The 17,622-nt window shown below is 63.2% G+C and carries 17 protein-coding genes; 6 read left to right on the top strand and 11 right to left on the bottom strand.

All coding sequences use genetic code 11. From position 1 onward, the window contains the following. Positions 1–48: 48 nt before the first annotated feature. Complete coding sequence (locus tag BV071_RS11615) at positions 49–762, bottom strand: class I SAM-dependent methyltransferase (RefSeq protein ID WP_035606689.1); 714 nt, start codon at positions 760–762, stop codon at positions 49–51. Between the two features lie 192 nt (positions 763–954). Between BV071_RS11615 and BV071_RS11610 the strand changes: the two genes are divergently transcribed. The 6 genes from BV071_RS11610 (at position 955) to BV071_RS11585 (ending at position 9,596) form a co-directional block, all read left to right on the top strand. After that, on the top strand, positions 955–5,550 hold the full coding sequence (locus BV071_RS11610) for an Ig-like domain-containing protein (protein WP_081885936.1): 4,596 nt from the start codon (positions 955–957) through the stop codon (positions 5,548–5,550). 36 nt (positions 5,551–5,586) lie between these two features. After that, positions 5,587–6,066, top strand: coding sequence for a low molecular weight protein arginine phosphatase (locus BV071_RS11605; protein ID WP_035606684.1), 480 nt, complete (start codon positions 5,587–5,589; stop codon positions 6,064–6,066). 50 nt (positions 6,067–6,116) lie between these two features. After that, positions 6,117–6,863, top strand: a complete 747-nt coding sequence (locus BV071_RS11600; RefSeq protein ID WP_035606681.1) for an N-acetylmuramoyl-L-alanine amidase — start codon at positions 6,117–6,119, stop codon at positions 6,861–6,863. A gap of 300 nt (positions 6,864–7,163) precedes the next feature. After that, positions 7,164–8,837 (top strand): ribose 5-phosphate isomerase B, encoded by a 1,674-nt coding sequence (gene rpiB / locus BV071_RS11595; RefSeq protein WP_035606678.1) that lies wholly within the window; start codon positions 7,164–7,166, stop codon positions 8,835–8,837. Between the two features lie 61 nt (positions 8,838–8,898). Continuing rightward, a complete protein-coding gene (locus tag BV071_RS11590) occupies positions 8,899–9,138 on the top strand; it encodes a UPF0175 family protein (protein ID WP_035606674.1) in 240 nt (79 codons plus the stop codon). A 5-nt stretch (positions 9,139–9,143) separates the two neighbouring features. Then, positions 9,144–9,596, top strand: coding sequence for a DUF3368 domain-containing protein (locus BV071_RS11585; RefSeq protein WP_265594345.1), 453 nt, complete (start codon positions 9,144–9,146; stop codon positions 9,594–9,596). An 18-nt stretch (positions 9,597–9,614) separates the two neighbouring features. Here the strand turns inward: BV071_RS11585 and BV071_RS11580 are convergent, their stop codons facing one another. From BV071_RS11580 to BV071_RS11535, 10 genes are all read right to left on the bottom strand, one after another. Beyond that, on the bottom strand, positions 9,615–10,556 hold the full coding sequence (locus tag BV071_RS11580; RefSeq protein ID WP_081885934.1) for an alpha/beta fold hydrolase: 942 nt from the start codon (positions 10,554–10,556) through the stop codon (positions 9,615–9,617). A gap of 91 nt (positions 10,557–10,647) precedes the next feature. Beyond that, a complete protein-coding gene (locus BV071_RS11575) occupies positions 10,648–11,220 on the bottom strand; it encodes a hypothetical protein (RefSeq protein WP_035606665.1) in 573 nt (190 codons plus the stop codon). Further along, positions 11,217–11,951, bottom strand: a complete 735-nt coding sequence (locus BV071_RS11570; RefSeq protein ID WP_035606663.1) for a hypothetical protein — start codon at positions 11,949–11,951, stop codon at positions 11,217–11,219. Before BV071_RS11570 ends, BV071_RS11575 begins: the two co-directional genes overlap by 4 nt. Next, positions 11,948–12,754 (bottom strand): hypothetical protein, encoded by an 807-nt coding sequence (locus BV071_RS11565; RefSeq protein WP_035606660.1) that lies wholly within the window; start codon positions 12,752–12,754, stop codon positions 11,948–11,950. Before BV071_RS11565 ends, BV071_RS11570 begins: the two co-directional genes overlap by 4 nt. Before the next feature lie 8 nt (positions 12,755–12,762). Continuing rightward, positions 12,763–13,272 carry a hypothetical protein gene (locus tag BV071_RS11560; protein WP_035606658.1) on the bottom strand — a complete coding sequence of 170 codons (510 nt, stop codon included), beginning with the start codon at positions 13,270–13,272 and terminating at the stop codon, positions 12,763–12,765. Beyond that, a complete protein-coding gene (locus BV071_RS11555; RefSeq protein ID WP_035606655.1) occupies positions 13,269–13,691 on the bottom strand; it encodes a type II secretion system protein in 423 nt (140 codons plus the stop codon). The genes BV071_RS11560 and BV071_RS11555 overlap by 4 nt, the downstream gene beginning before the upstream one ends. 78 nt (positions 13,692–13,769) lie before the next feature. Further along, positions 13,770–14,183, bottom strand: coding sequence for a hypothetical protein (locus tag BV071_RS11550; RefSeq protein ID WP_035606652.1), 414 nt, complete (start codon positions 14,181–14,183; stop codon positions 13,770–13,772). A 34-nt stretch (positions 14,184–14,217) separates the two neighbouring features. After that, entirely contained in the window at positions 14,218–15,363 is a 1,146-nt protein-coding gene (locus BV071_RS11545) for a type II secretion system F family protein (RefSeq protein WP_035606649.1), read from the bottom strand. After that, a complete protein-coding gene (locus BV071_RS11540) occupies positions 15,356–17,050 on the bottom strand; it encodes an ATPase, T2SS/T4P/T4SS family (RefSeq protein WP_035606647.1) in 1,695 nt (564 codons plus the stop codon). Before BV071_RS11540 ends, BV071_RS11545 begins: the two co-directional genes overlap by 8 nt. Beyond that, positions 17,047–17,622 (bottom strand): hypothetical protein, encoded by a 576-nt coding sequence (locus BV071_RS11535; RefSeq protein WP_265594344.1) that lies wholly within the window; start codon positions 17,620–17,622, stop codon positions 17,047–17,049. The genes BV071_RS11540 and BV071_RS11535 overlap by 4 nt, the downstream gene beginning before the upstream one ends.

Below are 17,622 nucleotides of genomic sequence, written 5' to 3'. Positions count from 1 at the left end.
CACGAAACACCATCTCCCGTGGGCGTCCACGGGAATTGCCCTCTCCGCTTATGAAATGCTTTCCGCGCGGCGGGCGAACCACGCGCGGATCAATAGAGTTTGCAAGATCCGCAGGGGTTGCCCGAAGCCACCGGCCATGATGATGGCCTCCACCTCGCCGGGCGGGAGGATCGCGACATCGCGCTCATAGGCCGCGCGCATCTGGGCGATCTGTTCGGCAGGCATCGCTGAGGAGGCCAGCATGCCGAGCCAAAGGTTGAATACACCCTGGCCTTCGTTGCTGGCGAGGTGGGTGGAGAGATCGGCGCTCAGTAGCGGCCCGCCCGGCTTCAGTCGGGTTGCGATTCCTTCGAAGAACTCGCGTCTTACCTCCGGATCGAGGATGAATTGCGAGACTAGGATAGAGGTGGCTGCATCGAACTCATCCGTCGGCGGCAGCGAATCAAGATAGCCTTCGTGGAAACTGCAGCGCTCACTGATTCCTTCCTCCGCCGCGCGGCGCCGGAAGACGTCTAGCATCGCCGCAGCTGGTTCCACCGCAGTGAAGTGCCAGCCGGGATACTTGCGGGAGAGGTAGAAGACCTCTGCTCCAGTGCCAGCGCCGACGCAGAGGATCCGGGCGTTTGCGGGAAGATCCGCGAAGGCCGAGCCCATGATCAGGTGGATCGCATCGCGCATGGCAACCAGCTTGGCGAAGCGCTCGTCGTAGGTGGAGGCCTGGTCTTTGTCGAAGAAGGCGGGCAGGCGTGGCAGAGATGACATGGCCGCAGGCAAGACCCCGGAAGGGGGAGGGGCAAGCCCGGGGAATTGTGACAATTTTGTAGCGCCGAACTTCCCCGGCCCTTGGAAATCCAGCAACCACGGGAAGGCTACGTGGAACTACCCGAACGAGTGGCACCGATCGTCAGGAATTCCGTTGATTCGCGAAAACCGGTTGCTATAGCGGAAGCAATCATGCCCGCCAAACCCTCATGCGGGCGCGTTACGGGGCTGACCTCTCTCGTCGCAGCATGCCTTCTCGCGGCCTTTCCGCAGGATGCAGTTGCGCAAGGAGGCGGCTTGGACGCGCCACAAGCGGTCGGTGCTTACTTCAATAGCACCTTCCCTGCCACCGCACCCGGCCAATCCACCGGCTGGTCCACGGTAAATGCCTTTCCCAATCTTACCTTCGTGGATCCGCTGTGGCTCACGGAGATCCCCGGCACCAACCAGCTTCTCCTCGTGGGCAAGAACGGCCAGCTCTGGCGCTTCGCCAACAACGCCGCGACCACCCAGGCGCAGGTTACGAAGGTGCTGGAGTGGGTGTCGAATACCATGTCGTCCGAGGACCAGGGCTTTTACTCGCTGGCCTTCCATCCGGAGTTCGGACAAGCGGGCTCGCCGAATGCGAATTACGCCTACGTCTGCTACAACTACAAGCCGGCGCTGACGGGTGCGGATGCGAACCACTCGTACTGGCGGGTCTCGCGATTCACCTGGCTGCCTGCCAGCGGCACCCTTGATCCCAATAGCGAGTTCGTGCTGATGAACCAGTATGACCGCTGCCGCTGGCACAACGGTGGTGCGATGTTCTTCGACAACGATGGCTACCTCTACATCATTTGCGGGGATGGCGGCGATAGCGCCGAGGGCGGCGGCTTGGCCGGTGCCGATGGCGCGCTGAGCCGTACCCAGAGGCTCAACTGGGGCCTCTTCAGTGGCGTCTTCAAGATCGACGTCGACAACAAGCCCGCCCGCTCGCACGCGATCCGGCGTCAGCCGCTGAGTCCGACCAACAAGCCCGCAGGCTGGCCCGCGAGTTCGACGCAGGGCTACGGAATCCCCAACGACAACCCTTGGCTCGATCCGGGTGGCTCGATTTTGGAAGAGTATCATTCGCTCGGCCTGCGCAGTCCGCACACGATGCATCTCGACAAGGTCACCGGCGACATCTGGGTCGGCGATGTGGGTGAAGGCTCGCGCGAGGAGATCGGCCGCGCCCCGAAGGGTGCCAACAACCAGTGGGGCTACATGGAAGGCTCCATCACCGGTCCGGGGGCAGTGCCCTCTCCGCTGATCGGCACCGCGCAGGTGCCGGACTACGACTACACGCGCAGCGACGGTTCCTGCATCATCGGCGGGATGCGCTATCGCGGCACTAAGTGGAACAGCGTGCTTGGTGGGAAGGTGCTGTTCGGCGACCACGCCCGCGGCCGGATCTGGACCGCCACTTTGTCGACCTCGGGTGGTGCACCCACCGTGAACTTGATCGCGGAGGGCTTGCCAACCGGCGACAAGGTCGGCCTTGCGAACTTCTGCGAGGACTCCAGCGGAGAGATTTTCCTGCCGATCGTCAATGGCACCAACAAGACCGGCGGCACCATCCGCAAGCTGGTCTCCGCCGGTGTCTCCGATGAACCGCCGGCGCTGCTCTCGCAGACCGGGATCTTCACCGATATGGCGACCCTCGCCACCGCTCCGGGAGTCGTCCCCTACAGCGTGGCGAACCCTCTCTGGTCGGATGCTGCGGCCAAGCGCCGCTGGATCATCCTGCCGAACGACGGCACCCACGATGCCCCCTCCGAGAAGATTACCTTCAGCGAGGAAGGCCCTTGGGTCTTCCCGGCGGGCACCGTATTCGTGAAGCACTTCGAACTGCCCACCGACGAGCGCAATCCGTCCATTCTGCACCGGCTCGAAACCCGCGTCATCGTCTGCACCGACAACGGCGGGAAGTACGGCTTCACCTACAAGTGGAACGCGGCGGGCACCGATGCCACGCTGCTTTCCTCCGGCGCTTCGGACAACATTCAGGTCACGCTGCAAGACGGCAGCACGACCACGCAGCACTGGGACTTCCCCTCCCGCGGCGATTGTTTGCTCTGCCACAACAACGCCGCCGGGCAAGCGCTCGGGGTGCGCACCGCGGCGCTCGACAAGCCCTTCACCTATCCGGCCACCGGGCGGACGGCGAACCAGCTCACGACCTTCAATGCGCTGGGCATGTTCGATACGACGCTCACCGCAGCGCAGATCGCGAACTTCACGGAGTCGCGTGCGCTGGATGATGAGACGGCACCTCTGGAACATCGGGTGCGCTCCTACATCGACTCGAACTGCTCGCACTGTCACCGGCCCGGTGGCACGGTGGATTTCTTTGATGCTCGGCTCGGGACGCCGCTGAATCAGCAAAGGCTGATCAATGGCCTGATCCAGGGGACCTTCGATCTCGGTCCGGATGGCCGCTACATCAAGCCCGGTTCGCCGAGTCTCTCGGCCTTGCATGTGCGCATGTCGAATGTCGGCAACGGTGCCGCCATGCCGCCCTTGGCCAAGAACCTGGTCGACCAGAAGGCGGTCACGAAGCTGCAGCAGTACATCAACAGCCTGACAGATGCGGAATTCCAACCCTTGCCCTCGCCGCAGGCGCGCTATGTGCGGCTGACCGCCACGTCGGAAGTCGGGGGAAATCCGTGGACCAGTGTTGCCGAGCTTTCGATCCTCGATGGCAACGGCAACACCATTCCGATTTCCGATCTCTCGGTCTATGCGGCCGACAGCCAGGAACTGGCGGACGAGGTGGCGCCGGCTACCCGTGCCATTGACGGCAATACCACTACCTATTGGCACACCGCTTGGGGGGCCGATACCACCCAGTTGCCGCACTACATCACCATCGACCTCGGCTCGACGCGTAGCGTGGGAGGGTTTGTCTATGTGCCGCGGCAGGACGGTCAAAACGGCCGGATCGCGAACTATCAAGTCCACTACAGCACTGATGCCAGCAATTGGACCCTGATGACTTCCGGCACTTGGCCGAATGGCACCGCCACCCAGCGCTACGACGGGCTGGTTGGCCTGCGCAAGACGCGTTGCCAGATCGCAGGTCCGGTGGCACAGGTTTCCGGTCCCTTCGATGTCACCGTGGCCTTCGACATGGACGTGACCGACTTCACCGCGGCGGACCTGCAAGTGACGGGTGGTTCGGTGAGCGCGTTGCGTGGCAAGGGCTACTACTACGTGGCGACGATCGCGCCGAGTGCCGCGAATGTGACGGTCGGCGTGCCGGCGGATGCGGTGAGTCCGAACGGTCTTGGCAGCCGCGCTTCCTCGGTGCTGGCGGTGAGTTTTGTCGATACCCAGCCGCCGGTGCCGGTCTTCACGAACGTCCCGGCGCAGGTGGCGGGGGCTTTCTCCATCAACCTCAGCTTCGGCGAAGCGGTCACCGGTCTGAGTGCGGCTGACTTCACGCTGACGAATGCGACGTTGAATTCGATCGTGCCAGACGGGGTGAACTACATCCTCAACTTCTCGCCCCTGACCCCGGGGAGCGTGGGCATTGAGTTGCTGCCGGGTGCGGTGACCGATTTGTCGGGCCTGCCGATGGGCGCGGGCACCTCCACCACGCTGCTCTACCTGCCGCAGGTTCTGGCGCGGAATGCGGCGGAGTATGCCTACCTCGGCGGCGGCATGGCGCTGGTCACGGATCCCGCGGCACCGCATGGCCAGTATGTCTGGCTGCCGGATACGCTCTATCCGAACAACTTCAACCTGCCGGTGAAGACCCAGCACCGCGTCCAGTACAACTTCGTGCTGCCGCAAACGGGCCAATGGATGTTGAAGGGCCTGATCATGCCACCGGATAACTCCAGCGATTCCTTCTGGGTCGAGATCGATGGCAACCAGGCGACGGGCACGGTGTATCTCTGGGACGTGACGCCGGTGGGAACCGCCTACGTCTGGGACTACATGAACAACCGGACGCCGTTGACGGATCCGGTGGTCATGAACCTCAGTGCCGGCACGCACACGGTGACCGTTTACGGTCGCGACGATGGCGCGCGGCTCGACCGACTGGAATTCGAGAGCGTGAGACCGCTGGCGACTCTCACCGGTCCGCCGGGCGTGGTGAACGGGAACTTCAATGCGACCCTGACCTTCTCCGAAAGCGTGACCGGCCTGGCGCTGGGTGACTTCCAGATCACCGGTGGGCAGGTAGTCGCGATCTCTGGCACGGGCGCCTCCTACACGGTGACCGTCAAGCCGACGGCTCCCACGGTCACGATGTCACTGGGCGATAGCACCGTGACGGACGGTGGCGGCGCGGCCAACTTCGCCTCGAATCCGGTAAGCGTGACCTATCGCACGCCCTATGAAGAGTGGGCCTTCGACCGCGGGGTGGACGGTTCGGCCCTCTCACAGCTTGCCGATGAAGACGGCGATGGCATCGCCAAGCTGCTGGAGTACGCCTTTAACCTGAATCCGGCCGTGGCGGACCTCGACGAATACGATCCGGCGGTGATCCCGGGTTCGGGCTTGCCCAAGATGGTGGTCACTCCGGGTAATCCAACGGGCCAGATCCTCTCGCTGCAATACCTGCGCCGGAAGAATTCCGGGCTGACCTACACCGCCCAGTTTGGCAGCAGCCTGGAGGACTTCAGCGGCGCGGGCACCGCGCCGGTGGTGGAGTCGATCGATGGGACCTGGGAGCGTGTCACCGTTGCTGATCCGGTGGGAGCTTCCTCCGGCCAGCGCTTCGGGCGTGTGTTGGTGATTATCGCCCCGCCTTGACCACAAGGGGCCTTGGGGACATGGTGCGCCCGCGCCATGTCCTCCAAGAAATCGGTTCTCTTCATCTGCACGGGAAACACCTGTCGCAGCCCGATGGCGGAGGGCCTCTTCCGCAAGGCGGTGGAGGCCCGCGGCGACTTCGAGGTGGGTTCAGCCGGTGTGGCTGCCTATGCGGGAGACGAGCCGAATCCTGAAACCAAGAAGCTGCTCGGCGGCCGCGGTATCGCCTTGGATGGATTCCGCAGCCAGCCGGTAACAGCGGAGCTTCTGGAGCAAGCAACGCACGTCTTTGCGATGACCAGCGGGCACCTGGAGGCTCTGGAAAACCTGTTTCCGGATTTCTCGGACAAGTTTTACCTGACCTGCGAATTTGTGGATCTGCCCGGCCGGGGTGTCTCCGCGGACGTGCCGGACCCCATCGGCATGGGTCGCAAGGCGTATGAGGAAACGGCCAAGACCCTGGATCTGGCGATTCCCACGCTGGTGGCCTTTATCGACCAGACTTGGCAGGGTTAGAAGATCCCTGCCTCGGAGGGCGAAGATCCGCTATACGGGAACTCATGAGGATGAAGTCCGTAGCCCTGCTTGTCGCGATCCTCTCCGTAGCTCGCGGGGAACTCCCGATCGTGGTGATCGATGCGGGGCACGGCGGCAGCGGGGCCGAACTGGACCACAGCAGCCCGAACAACGCGGAATTCAAGTCGCCGCGCTCCGGCGAGACCTATTCGGAGAAGGATCTCACCCTGGAGCTCTCCAAGGAGATCGCTCGGCTCGTGAATGAATCCGGGCAGGCCAAAGCGGTTCTCACCCGCACGAGCGACGTGAATGTGGGCATGCAGGCGCGGGCCAAAACCGCGGATCTGCCCGGCGCGATCGCCTTCGTCAGCATTCATTTCAATTCTACTCCCTCGGCACATGGACCGGTGGCTGTGGTGCAGGGTGAGAAGTATCAGGGAGTTCCGGCCAATACCGCCGCGCAGCTCAAGCGGGACAAGGCATTCGGGGACAGCCTGTCGAAGGCGGTGGAAGCCGTGACGCTCAAGTACGATCCCGCGTCGAAGGCGAAGCCAGCCCAGATCTTTGATCGCAAGCCCGAGGGCTCCCACCTCTTCCGCTATCTTCGCGCGCTCGAGCGGGGGAAGGCTCTGGACGCCTGTTTCCTGGAGATCGAGTTCATCGATAACCCGAAGGTGGCAGCATGGCTGCTGGAAGGGGAGAGTTCCGCCGCGATCCGCAAGGAGATTGCTGCCAGCGTCGCGAAGGCGTTGGTGGAGCATGCCGTAGCCCCGGCTGATGCCAAATCCAAGGAGTAGGTGGCCGTGTTCGGGTGCCGATGGAACCACGAATAAACACCAATAAACACGAATGAAAGGCAGGGAAGATCGCCGGAGCATGGTCTTCATTCGTGTTAATCCGTGTTCATTCGTGGTTTCACCCGCCTTTCGGGAGCCTCAAGCCCGGATTTCGGGGGCCTAAGGCTCTGCGGAATCCCGGTTTGACCGGATGGCACAGTTTCTCCTCGGGATTCGGCCCCTTCTCCCGGCGGCGGGCACTTTTCACTTGGCAGGGCGGGGTCGCGCCCCCATTTCCGTGCCTCCCAAGCGAGCCTACCTATGAGCCAAAAGTCCCTGCGCATTGCCCTCGGTGCCGATCACGGCGGAGTCGATCTGAAGGACCAACTTGTCGCCCACTTGAAGGCGGCAGGGCATGAGGTCACCGACTTCGGCACCCAAGGTCACGATTCGGTCGATTACGCGGACTTCGCGAATCTGGTCGGTCGGTCTGTTGCTGATGGCACTCAGGACTATGGAGTGCTCTGCTGCACCTCCGGCGTGGGCGTCTCAATCGCCGCGAACCGCCACCGCCACGTCCGCGCCGCGAACGTCCGGACCGCGGAAGAGGCCGTGACCGCCCGCCAGCACAACGACGCCAACGTGCTCTGCCTGGGCGCCAAGACCGTCGATGCCGGCACCGCGGTGGCGATGATCGATGCTTTCCTTACCACCGCCTTTGAAGGTGGCCGCCACGAGGCCCGCGTCTGCAAGTCCTCCGGCTCCCGCATCGCCGAGATCGACGCGGAACTCTACGCCGCGATCACCGCGGAAGAGCGCCGCCAGCGCAACAACATCGAGCTGATCGCCTCCGAGAACTTCGCCTCCCCGGCGGTGATGGAAGCGCAGGGCTCGGTCCTGACCAACAAGTATGCCGAGGGCTACCCCGGCCGCCGCTGGTATGGTGGTTGCGAGAACGTCGATGTCGTCGAGCAGCTCGCGATCGACCGCGCCAAGAAGCTTTTCGGTGCCGAGCACGCCAACGTGCAGGCCCACTCCGGTTCGCAGGCGAACACGGCGGTCTATTTCTCCGTGCTCAAGCCGGGTGACAAGATCCTGACCATGGATCTCGCCCACGGCGGTCACTTGACCCACGGGCACAAGGCGAACTTCTCCGGCAAGTTCTACGAAGTCACCCACTACGGCGTGAGCAAGGACGACGAGCGGATCGACTACGATCACCTCGCCGAGCTGGCCCGCGAGACCAAGCCCGCGCTGATCACCGTCGGCGCCAGCGCCTACTCCCGCGTGATCGATTTCGAGCGCATGGCCACCATCGCCCGCGAAGTGGGAGCCTACCTTTTCGTCGATATGGCGCACATTGCTGGTCTCGTGGCCGCGGGCGTGCACCCGAATCCGGTGCCGCACGCCGACTTCGTGACCTCCACCACCCACAAGTCCCTGCGCGGTCCGCGCGGTGGCATCATCCTGTGCAAGGAAGAGTTCGCGAAGAAGATCGATGCCCAGGTCTTCCCGGGCATCCAAGGCGGTCCGCTGATGCACGTGATCGCCGCCAAGGCGGTCTGCTTCGGCGAAGCGCTCAAGCCGGACTTCAAGGACTACCAGCAGCAGATCGTGAAGAACGCGCAGGCCCTTGCCGCGCGCCTCACGCAGCACGGCTTCCGCATCGTCTCCGGCGGCACGGACAACCACGTGATGATGGTCGATCTCCGCGCCAAGAGCCTCAACGGCGCCGATGCCTCGCACGCGCTCGATGAAGCCGGCATCACGGTCAACAAGAACGCGATCCCCTTCGACACCGGCACCCCGATGAAGCCCAGCGGCATCCGCATCGGCACCCCGGCTGTGACCACCCGCGGCATGAGGGAGAAGGACGTCGAGCAAGTCGCCGACTTCATCGCAGAGGCCCTCGCGGCCGTCGGCGATGAGGCGAAGCTGCACGCGATCCGCGACAAGGTGTTTGCGTTCAACCGGGCCTTCCCGATGCCGATGTGAGGCAATGGGGGAATCTTCCTCCATCCTTGCGTAGCTGGCATAAAGAGAGCATCCTCCAGTCATGGAGGTGACTCTGCCAAAGCCACTGGAGGAGCGACTTTCGCCGCAGCAGGCCGTCTTGCATCTGGCGATCGGTTTGTTTGTTTCCGACGAGGCTACCCTCGGACAGGCCGCGGAGATATCCGACCTGACCCAAGCGGATTTTCTTCGTGAACTCGGCCGGCGGAAGATCCCGCTGCACTACGGCTCGGACGAATTGGAGGCGGACTTGGAAACGGTCGAGTTGTTGTCCGGGAGATGATTGTAGTGTCTGATACCTCGCCGCTGACGGCTTTGCTAACCGTTGGCGAAGCTGAGCTTCTGCCAAAGCTCTTCAACGAAGTCGTTATCCCGGAAGCAGTTCGCACGGAGCTATTGCGCAATCATGCCGACCTCCCCGGCTGGCTGCGTGTTGAAGCTGTCGTCAATCCAGCCGAAGCCATGCGCATGACAGAGGTCGTGGACAAGGGCGAAGCCGAAGCCATCGAACTCGCGAAAGAACTGGGTGCAGATCGCCTGCTGATTGACGAACGTAAGGGACGTGCACTGGCTGCTCAAGAAGGTGTGCCGGTAATTGGATTGTTGGGTGTGCTTCTCCTTGCAAAGCGGCAGGACCTGATTTCCTCCGCAAGAGCCCTCTTGGACAGGCTGGAGTCTGAAGCGGGGATGTATCTTTCGGCCGAGCTCAAGAACCGGGCTTTGGAGACGGTCGGAGAGTAGCGTGAATGGCCCGTCGATTTACTCCGGTGCTGGTCCCACCACCTTGTCCAAAAACGCTTTCACCTCTTCATCGTACTTCTTCGGATCCCCGGCTTTCAGCCCGAAGTGCGTGCCCTTCGGAATCTCCACGAAGCGGTAATTCGGATCATGGGAATGGCTCGCGATGCGGCGGCCTTGGTCGATCGGGATGATCTCGTCGTTGACCCCGTGCATGTGCAGGATGGGGACCTTGATCTTCTCCATCGAGTGTTCGGGCGAGACTTGGCCGGGATCGAAGGAGGCGAGCTTGCCGGCCTCATTCATCATGTAGGGACCGAGCCAGCTTACCGGCAGGGTAGTATGGCTGACCACTTGTGCGCGGGCGACATCACGGAGGTCCGCGAAGGTGCTCTCGATGATCGCGAAGTCGAACTGGTCATCGATGCTCATGGCCTGCAGCGCGATCGCGCCGCCGTAGGAGGTGCCCCAAAGGCCGACCTGCAGCTTCGAGAATTCTTTCTCCACCACCTTGCGGAGCAGGGAGAGGTCGTTCTTCTCCACATAGCCGTAAGTGGCGAATTGGCCGCCGCTATCGCCATGGGCGCGCATGTCCGGCGCCATCGCCATGATACCGCGGCGGGCTAGGAAGCGGAGTGTCTCGACCTGGGTGGCCTTCGAGTCCGAGATGCCGTGAAGTACCAGCACCGCGGCTTTCGGCGGTCCGGCCGGGCGGGCTTCCCAAGTGCGGAGCTCCACGCCGTCCGGCAGTTTGAAGGTCCGCGCCGTCAGGTCTTCCGGCACCGGTGCGCCCACGCCCTTGCGTTGCGGGTGGACGATCGCCTCTGCGACGAGACGCTTGGTCAAGCTGCAGGAGCCCAAGCCGAAGACCAGCACCGTGGCCCCGGTAATCTTCATCCAGCGCTTCAGGCGGCGCCGCCGGGGCTTGGGCGGAGTAGCGGAGGATGACGACGGGGCTGCCATTTGCTGACGATACGCAAACGGGCGGCAGAGTTCAATCAGCCGCCCGATTACAATCCGGTGTTCGGATTCAAGTCGTAGAGTATCAGCTTACTCAGGGAGCGTCCAGCGGTGGCAGCACGCCGCCACTGCTGTCGTCGAAGTAGCGAGGCTCTTCCTCCACCTTGAGCGGGCGGAATTGGCCATGGTAGCTATCGACCTGCAGGCGCAGCTCCATCATGTCGCGGTTGGTGTCCGCCACGCGGTCACGCAGTTCCTGGTTCTGGGCGAGGATGTCCTCAAGATGGCGCAGGAGCTTTTCTTCCGTGCTATTGGCGGTAGCCGGGATCCGGCTGGCGACGAGATTGGGATTGGCCGGTGCCGGTGCGCTCACGGGCTGCAACTGCTGCTGCTGAGGCTGGAACAGCGGCTGTGGTTGACCCTTGCGGGCGGCGGCCAGGGTGCTCTTGGCCTCGCGGGCCACGCTGTCATCGGGCAGCGGCTGCGGGGCGGTGAGCTTGGCCAGCATCGCTGCATCGTGATGCGAGGTAGCGGGTGCGGGAGCTTGCTGCGGCAGGAGCGTAGCCAAGGTGACCATGTCACGCACGGAGAGCCAATGGGCAGCGGCGGCCCCTGCCATCAGGGCGAGGGCAGTCCCGCAGGCGATCGGAACAGAGCTGGTTTTCATCGGGTCGGTTTGCGGTTGGGTGCTACCGGAGGAGGATTGACGATCGTGGCACGCGGGGCGGCTGCCTCAGTGGCAGGCAGGGAACCCAGAAGCTGCTCAAGCCGGTCGATGGCTTCGCTCATTTGGCGGGCGTCCTGGTCGAGCTGATCGATCGAGGTGGAAAGTACGGCGCTCATCGTACCCGTCTGCGCGTAGCGCTTGTCGGGTTCGTAGCCGGGCTCCTTCACTGCGATTACGTGTGCTCCATCCGCATCCGGCACCAGCAGGTGCGGGCGGATCGAAAGCTGGATGTGGGTGCCATTCGAGAGCGGCACTTCGCGGGTAAAGGCAGGCACTTCCTTCGGGTGCTCCAAGCGCCAGCCCTTGGGCGGGTGGGAGAGCGGCTTGGCAGGGAAGGGGGCCAGCAGTTTGACTGACTTGGCATCCACCGCGCTGGAGCCGGCACTGCCAGGCTCCACATTCACCGTCACGCCTTCCGGCTCGGCAACGGGTTCGCCGGTTTCGGTAGCGACTTCCGACGGCTTGCCAGTCACCAGGACCGGGGCTTCGGAATCCATCGTCGGCACCATCGGCGGGGCGGTGGAGCGGATATCCACGGTGACCGCGGGCTCTTCATCCAGATTTTCACTGAGGGCCGCCAGCAGCGGATCCCGCTCCGAATCCTTCGGGGCGATGTCCTGGGCGGAGGCAGTGGCGGCGATGAGCGCGCAAGCAAGAAGGGTGGCTTTCATCGGTTCTGGATTTCGATGGCTTCAGAGCTGTCCAATTCGGCGGTCGGGCTGCTGTTCACGCCGGCCCGGGTCAGGGTCGGGCTGTCGGCGCGGAGGACTTCGGCGGGGATCGAGTCGCCCACCAGGCCATTCCATTGCTCCATGAGCACGCGGCCTTCCTCACGCAGGGCGCGCGAGCGTTCCTGATAGTCGCCGATGCGGACCAGCAACTCGCGGGCCCGCGCCACCTCAGTGGGGGTCCAGCGCATTGAGCGGCTGCCGTAGAGCACGGGCACCTCGAGGGTGACCTTGCCGAGGTCCTCGCCAGCCGGGCCGCGGGCATTCAGCACGTGCTGGACGCGTAGGTTGGTCTCCTCATAAGAGGCAGCGGAACCGGAGACCGCGGCCGAGCCGAGGCGGCGTGGATCGGCAGCCTGGGGCTTGTTGTTGTTCTTGTCGCCGGGCAGCGCGTGGCCGTTCGGCAGCAGGGAATCCTGGGTCTTGGTCCCGGCAGGTGCCGGGGCTGGCGGCGGTGTGGGATCCATCGGGCCGGCCACGTTCATGGTAGCTGCGGTGGACGAGACACCGGCGGCGATCACCGGCTTGGTCAGGTAGAGCGTGAAGAAGCCCGCGGAGAGCAGGGTGCTCGTCACCAGCAGCCAGGGATACGCGCGCTGGGCCGTGGCAGCGGGCGCGCGGCGGTTCGTGCCCGCGGAGTTGCTGCCGGTGAGCGGCCCCAACTCCAAGGTCTGGGGCGTGGCGACCACCGGGGCCGTCTTCGCGGCAACCGGAGCGATCTGGGTCGAAGTGGGCAAAGGGCGCATGGGATCGTTCAAGGTGATTCGGATTCCGCCCGCGCATCCGCAGCAGGCGGGGCGGCCCCGCCGGACTCGGCGGGGGCCACAAGCTTGGCCTGGGTGACCAGGGTCTGGTCGGAAACTCCCGGGAAAACCGTTAGCGTCAGCGTGTCGCGTGTCAGCCGCAGGTGCTTGTGCACTCCGCTGGTATCGCTGGTAGCCTGTACGCCGGGGACCACTTCCAGCGGACCCCCTGGAGCCGTTTGGCGGCCGATGCCATCGGAGCGGTAAATCTTGAAGGTGGACCAGTTGTCGTTGTCGGAGCTGGTGTCAGCGGAAAGACGCACGGTGACTCCGTCGGTCTCGACCTTGATTGGCAGTGGCTTGATCGGGATCTCCACCACCTTGCCACTGCCGGTGATCTTCATCTGGCGAAGGATCATGTACTCACCCATCGGGGTGAATTCCCCGGCCGCGGCGCTCCCGATGAATCCGAGGGCGGCGGCAAGCAAGGCGACGATGCTAGGGCGATAGTGTTTCATCATTCCCCGACGTCCCAGAGGGAGTCATTTGCTCTTCCGGAGGGATCGTAGGTGACTCCAGCGAGGCCACCGGGGGTGACCGTCAGCACAGGGGGGGAAACATTCACGTGGACGAATAGCTGGGTATTCGTCAGCGAGGTGCAGGTCGGCATGGCCACCGCGCCGTTCGGCAGGTAGGGGATCAGCATCGCGGGCGTCAGCGCATTCACCGGTGTGGTCGGGTGATCGGCCAGATAGGTCCGCTGCGCGGTGTAGACCGTGCGCAAAATCTCCGAGCCGGCACGCCCCAGCTTCCAGCTCGTGATCTGGTTAGACAGCCCGAAGCCGAAGCTGAGGAGCATGATCAAGATGAAGATCACCAACGACATCTCGATGAGCGTGAATCCTCCGCGAGAAGGATTGGCATGGGACCCGGAGTTCATGGGACAGCAAATGTTTAAGGTTCTTAAGAATGATTGAAAAGACGGAAATCTAAATGATTTCCATGCCCGCATCGGAGATTAGTTCTTGAAGAGCTTCAGCGCTTCGGCGGCGTTCTTCCGCAGCTCCTCGTTGGCCCAGAGCATGTTGCCCAGATAGACCAAGCCGAAGGTGGCGACGATGGCGAGGGATGCCCAGATCAACCACCAGGTCACGGACTTACCGTTTGGTGCGATGAGCGGGACATACCAGGCCTCGCGGTCCACCACGCGGGTGGTGAACATCTGGTTTCCGTCCCGCAGTTCGGAGATCAGGGCGCTCACCGCCTTGTCGCTGCGGAGGATGAAGCGATGCCGGAACTTGCGCCCGGGAGAGTCAGGGAGTTCCTCGGCGATAGCACCTGCCGGGATCGAGGCCGGCAGGCGCAGGGTGTAGATGTGCGTCTCGTAGACGAAGCGCTCGCGGAGATAGCGGTCGAGTCGTGTGAGTTGCATGGGTGTAAGGGCAGCAGGGTGTTGGGCGACCGGCTTAGATGCCGTTGTTCATCATCTTCGGACCCATCAGGAAGATGGGCAGGAAAGTTCCCACGAACACGGCGCCGATCAGGAACACTGCCGCGATCAGCACGATGAAGCCGATGGTGGCGGTGAAGGCTGCCATGTAGTTCTCGGAGTCCTCCTCATACATCTGGGTGAGCATATCCAGCTGGGTGTCCAGCGAGGCGGATTTCTCACCGATCGAGAGCATGTGGACGACCTGCGAGTCCACGGAGGTGTATTTGGCGAAAGCGGTGGAGAGCGGCACGCCGGAGTTCTCGTACTTTTCCGCAGCCTCCCGCAGCTCGGCGTAGAAGGGGGTGCCCTTCACGCTATTCGCGGACACGCGGATCGACTTGGCGAGGTTGATGCCGTTGGCATGCAGCAGCCGGATCGTGGCAAGGAAGGTCATCTGCCGGAGGCTGAGGATCAGCAGGCGCAACAGGCGCCACTTGGACATCGCCAGGCCGAGGATCAGGTTGCGGACTTTGTCCGAGCGCCAGATGGTGACGGCAATGCCGATGATAATCGGCACCACCAGCTTCCACCAGGTCTGGGTGAAGTGCGAGACCCCGAAGGAGATCGCAGTCATGCCGTCCGGCTTGGCGCCGACGCCCGAAAGCATATCTTCCACCTGCGGCACGATCTTGACCTGCGAGGTGATAAAGGCACCGATCAAAACCGAGATGATGACCACCGGCATCACGGTGGCCTTCTTGATTGCCTTGTTGAAGTGCAGCTCGCTGGTGAAGCGCGCGGCGAGCGATTTGAAGGCTTCGTTGAGCTGGCCGGCATCGCTACCCGCCTGGATCAGGCCGATCACCATGTCGCTGAAGCGGCCGGTGCGGCGGAAGGCCTCGTGAACGCTCACACCCGAGTTGATCTCGTCGCGGATCTTCGCGAGCGTGTCGGACATGATCTTGTCGTTCAGGCCCTGGCCGTAGTACTTGAGCGCGTCCGCGGTGTTGATCTGGGCTCGCAGCATCGAGGCAAGGCCGCGGAACAGGGAGATCAGCGTCTTCTTGCTGAACTCCTTGGTCTTCCCGGACTTCAGGAAACTGAAGGAAGCCTGGGCGGGCTTGCCACCTTGCTGCTGCTGCTTGGCGGTGCTGGGTGCGGCGACGGATGCACTACTCATCGGTGTAAGTCATGTCGATGACCTTGGAAACGGCGTCGATGTCCGTCTTGCCTTCGCGCAGCAGGCGCAAGCCGCTGCGACGGAGGTTCGGCAGTTTGCCTTCTTCCTGGATTTTAACTTCCAGGTCGTAGGGCGAGATCTCGCCTTTCGACAGCATGTCCGAGGTCTTCGGGGTGATGGGGATGATTTCGAGAATGGCGGTACGGCCGCTGTAGCCGGAGTTGCGGCACTCCGCGCAGCCACCCGGCTTGGCCTGGAAGACCGGGATATCCGCCCAAGTGTCGTCCAGGTTGAAGGTCCGGCGGTCGAGCTCGGAGATGCCGTGTTTGGCCTCCTTGCAGTAGGGGCAGAGGATCTTGACCAGACGCTGGGCACAGGCGGCCTTGAGGGTCTGGGCGATCTTCCAGCGCTCGATGCCGAGCTGCTCGAAACGCTCAATGATCTGGGAGGCGCGCGGGGTGTGAATCGTGGTCAGCACCTTGTGGCCCGTCACCGCGGCTTCGATCGCAAGTTCCGCGGATTCGATGTCGCGAACCTCACCCATCAGGATGATATCCGGGTCGGACCGCATGAAGGAGGCGATCATCGGCTTGAACTCCTTCGCACTGCGCAAGTCGCAGTGGGTGATCCCGGGAACTTCGTCTTCCACCGGGTTTTCCAGCGTCAGGATGTTCACGTCGGGCCGGTTCAGCTCGCGCAGGATCGCGTTCAGGGTGGTCGATTTGCCCGATCCCGTGGGGCCGGACATGACGATGATGCCGGCTGGCACCTTCATCACCTTGCTGAGTTCGAAAAGGGTGTCTTCGTCGAAGGCCAGGGTGCCCTTGCCGAGCGTCACGTTGATGTTGCTCTTGTCGAGCAGACGCATCGTCACGTGATAGCCCCGGTAGGTACGGTGGCGCTCGTAGCGGATGTCGATCGGGCGGTGAAAGTAGGAGATCGTGAAGCGGCCGGAGATACCCGGCGCGGTGGCGCGGATTTCCGTCGGCAGCTTCATCAGGTTCAGCAGGAAGGCATCCAGCCGGTCCTTCAGCTTCATCGGGATCTCCACCTTGTTGCCGATGTCGCCATCGACCCGGTAGGCATAGTAGAAGGATTCCTTCTCGACCTTGAAGTGAATGTCCGAGGCACGGGTTTTGACCGCATCCGCCATCACGGTGGCCACCAGCTGGGCCATCGGTTCAGTGTAGTCGGTGGTCACGTCGAAGTCACGGATCCCTTCGTCCATGTCCTCGACGTCGATCGCTTCCAGTTCGGAGCGGCTCGGGCCGGAGTTGGTGGCCACGGACTCGATCGCGCGGGCGATTTCCGAAGCCAGGGTGACGATCTTGACGATCTCGAGATCCGGGAAGCGCGGGGCGAGGTATTCGTCCGGCAGCGGGCTCCAGGGATTCGCCACGGCCACCACCAGCTTGTCGCCGGTGACGCAGAGCGGGCTGAAGAGGCCGCGGGTCAGGACCGTGGGGTCGCAGTAGGTGTGCAGCGAACCGTCACAAAATTCCGCTACCTTCGGGAAGAAGGGCAGGCCGTTGATCTTGGCAACCGCGCCCATGAAGCAATAGCGGGTCACGCGGTTGGCGACCTGATCGTGGGAGAGCTCCGAGTACTGGGGATCATGGATCGCCAGCGCGCGCATGATCTGCCCGCTGATCAGCTCATTGAAGGACATGCTGTCGAAGTCGATCACAACGCGAAGTGTTTGCGGGTGAGGAAAGACCAGCTCTCGTAGTCCATGCGGACCGAGGTGACGAAAGGCTTGATGCCGAAGCGGCGATCCACGGTGGAGAGGATCTCATCTGCCATGATGCGGGCAGCGACCGGATTGAGGGCGCCCGTGCCAATGGCATCGGTATCTTCGGCATAGATCACCGGCGCCAGCAGCGCCCGCGCGACCTTGTGCACGTGGTCGAAGGATTCGTAGAAAGCGGAGGGGGCGATCAACTTGCCGGCGAAGGGGATCAGCGGCGGCGAAGGATGAATGACCGCGGACACCGAGTGGGTGATGCGGGCCACTTCCACCCCGACATGTTCTTCTTCCGCTCCCTGCACACGGGCCAGGATCTCGAGCACGTCCATCGGCTCGTCCTTGGCTACGGAGCGCTCGAAAAGCACCCGGACCCGGGCGATTTCGGTTTCGGTGGCGATGCCGGTGGCCTGGATCGCCTGGATCGTCTGCTCGAGGCAGATCCGGACGAGGTCGCCGATGTCGCCGGGCTTGCGCACCGGTTGATCGTACATGGCTTGAGCGGGGGATGACAT

It is taken from the genome of Haloferula sp. BvORR071 (genome assembly GCF_000739615.1).
GTDB lineage: Bacteria > Verrucomicrobiota > Verrucomicrobiia > Verrucomicrobiales > Akkermansiaceae > Haloferula.
The sequence above is the reverse complement of the archived record's forward strand: the minus strand, read 5'-3'. Positions and strand labels throughout refer to the sequence as shown.

What these genes read in the sequence shown, in the direction of transcription:
- BV071_RS11615 (WP_035606689.1), bottom strand. Translation starts at nt 762, where the DNA reads ATGTCATCTCTGCCACGCCTGCCCGCCTTCTTCGACAAAGACCAGGCC.
- BV071_RS11610 (WP_081885936.1), top strand. Translation starts at nt 955, where the DNA reads ATGCCCGCCAAACCCTCATGCGGGCGCGTTACGGGGCTGACCTCTCTC.
- BV071_RS11605 (WP_035606684.1), top strand. Translation starts at nt 5,587, where the DNA reads ATGTCCTCCAAGAAATCGGTTCTCTTCATCTGCACGGGAAACACCTGT.
- BV071_RS11600 (WP_035606681.1), top strand. Translation starts at nt 6,117, where the DNA reads ATGAAGTCCGTAGCCCTGCTTGTCGCGATCCTCTCCGTAGCTCGCGGG.
- rpiB (WP_035606678.1), top strand. Translation starts at nt 7,164, where the DNA reads ATGAGCCAAAAGTCCCTGCGCATTGCCCTCGGTGCCGATCACGGCGGA.
- BV071_RS11590 (WP_035606674.1), top strand. Translation starts at nt 8,899, where the DNA reads ATGGAGGTGACTCTGCCAAAGCCACTGGAGGAGCGACTTTCGCCGCAG.
- BV071_RS11580 (WP_081885934.1), bottom strand. Translation starts at nt 10,556, where the DNA reads ATGGCAGCCCCGTCGTCATCCTCCGCTACTCCGCCCAAGCCCCGGCGG.
- BV071_RS11575 (WP_035606665.1), bottom strand. Translation starts at nt 11,220, where the DNA reads ATGAAAACCAGCTCTGTTCCGATCGCCTGCGGGACTGCCCTCGCCCTG.
- BV071_RS11570 (WP_035606663.1), bottom strand. Translation starts at nt 11,951, where the DNA reads ATGAAAGCCACCCTTCTTGCTTGCGCGCTCATCGCCGCCACTGCCTCC.
- BV071_RS11565 (WP_035606660.1), bottom strand. Translation starts at nt 12,754, where the DNA reads ATGCGCCCTTTGCCCACTTCGACCCAGATCGCTCCGGTTGCCGCGAAG.
- BV071_RS11560 (WP_035606658.1), bottom strand. Translation starts at nt 13,272, where the DNA reads ATGATGAAACACTATCGCCCTAGCATCGTCGCCTTGCTTGCCGCCGCC.
- BV071_RS11555 (WP_035606655.1), bottom strand. Translation starts at nt 13,691, where the DNA reads ATGAACTCCGGGTCCCATGCCAATCCTTCTCGCGGAGGATTCACGCTC.
- BV071_RS11550 (WP_035606652.1), bottom strand. Translation starts at nt 14,183, where the DNA reads ATGCAACTCACACGACTCGACCGCTATCTCCGCGAGCGCTTCGTCTAC.
- BV071_RS11545 (WP_035606649.1), bottom strand. Translation starts at nt 15,363, where the DNA reads ATGAGTAGTGCATCCGTCGCCGCACCCAGCACCGCCAAGCAGCAGCAG.
- BV071_RS11535 (WP_265594344.1), bottom strand. Translation starts at nt 17,622, where the DNA reads ATGTCATCCCCCGCTCAAGCCATGTACGATCAACCGGTGCGCAAGCCC.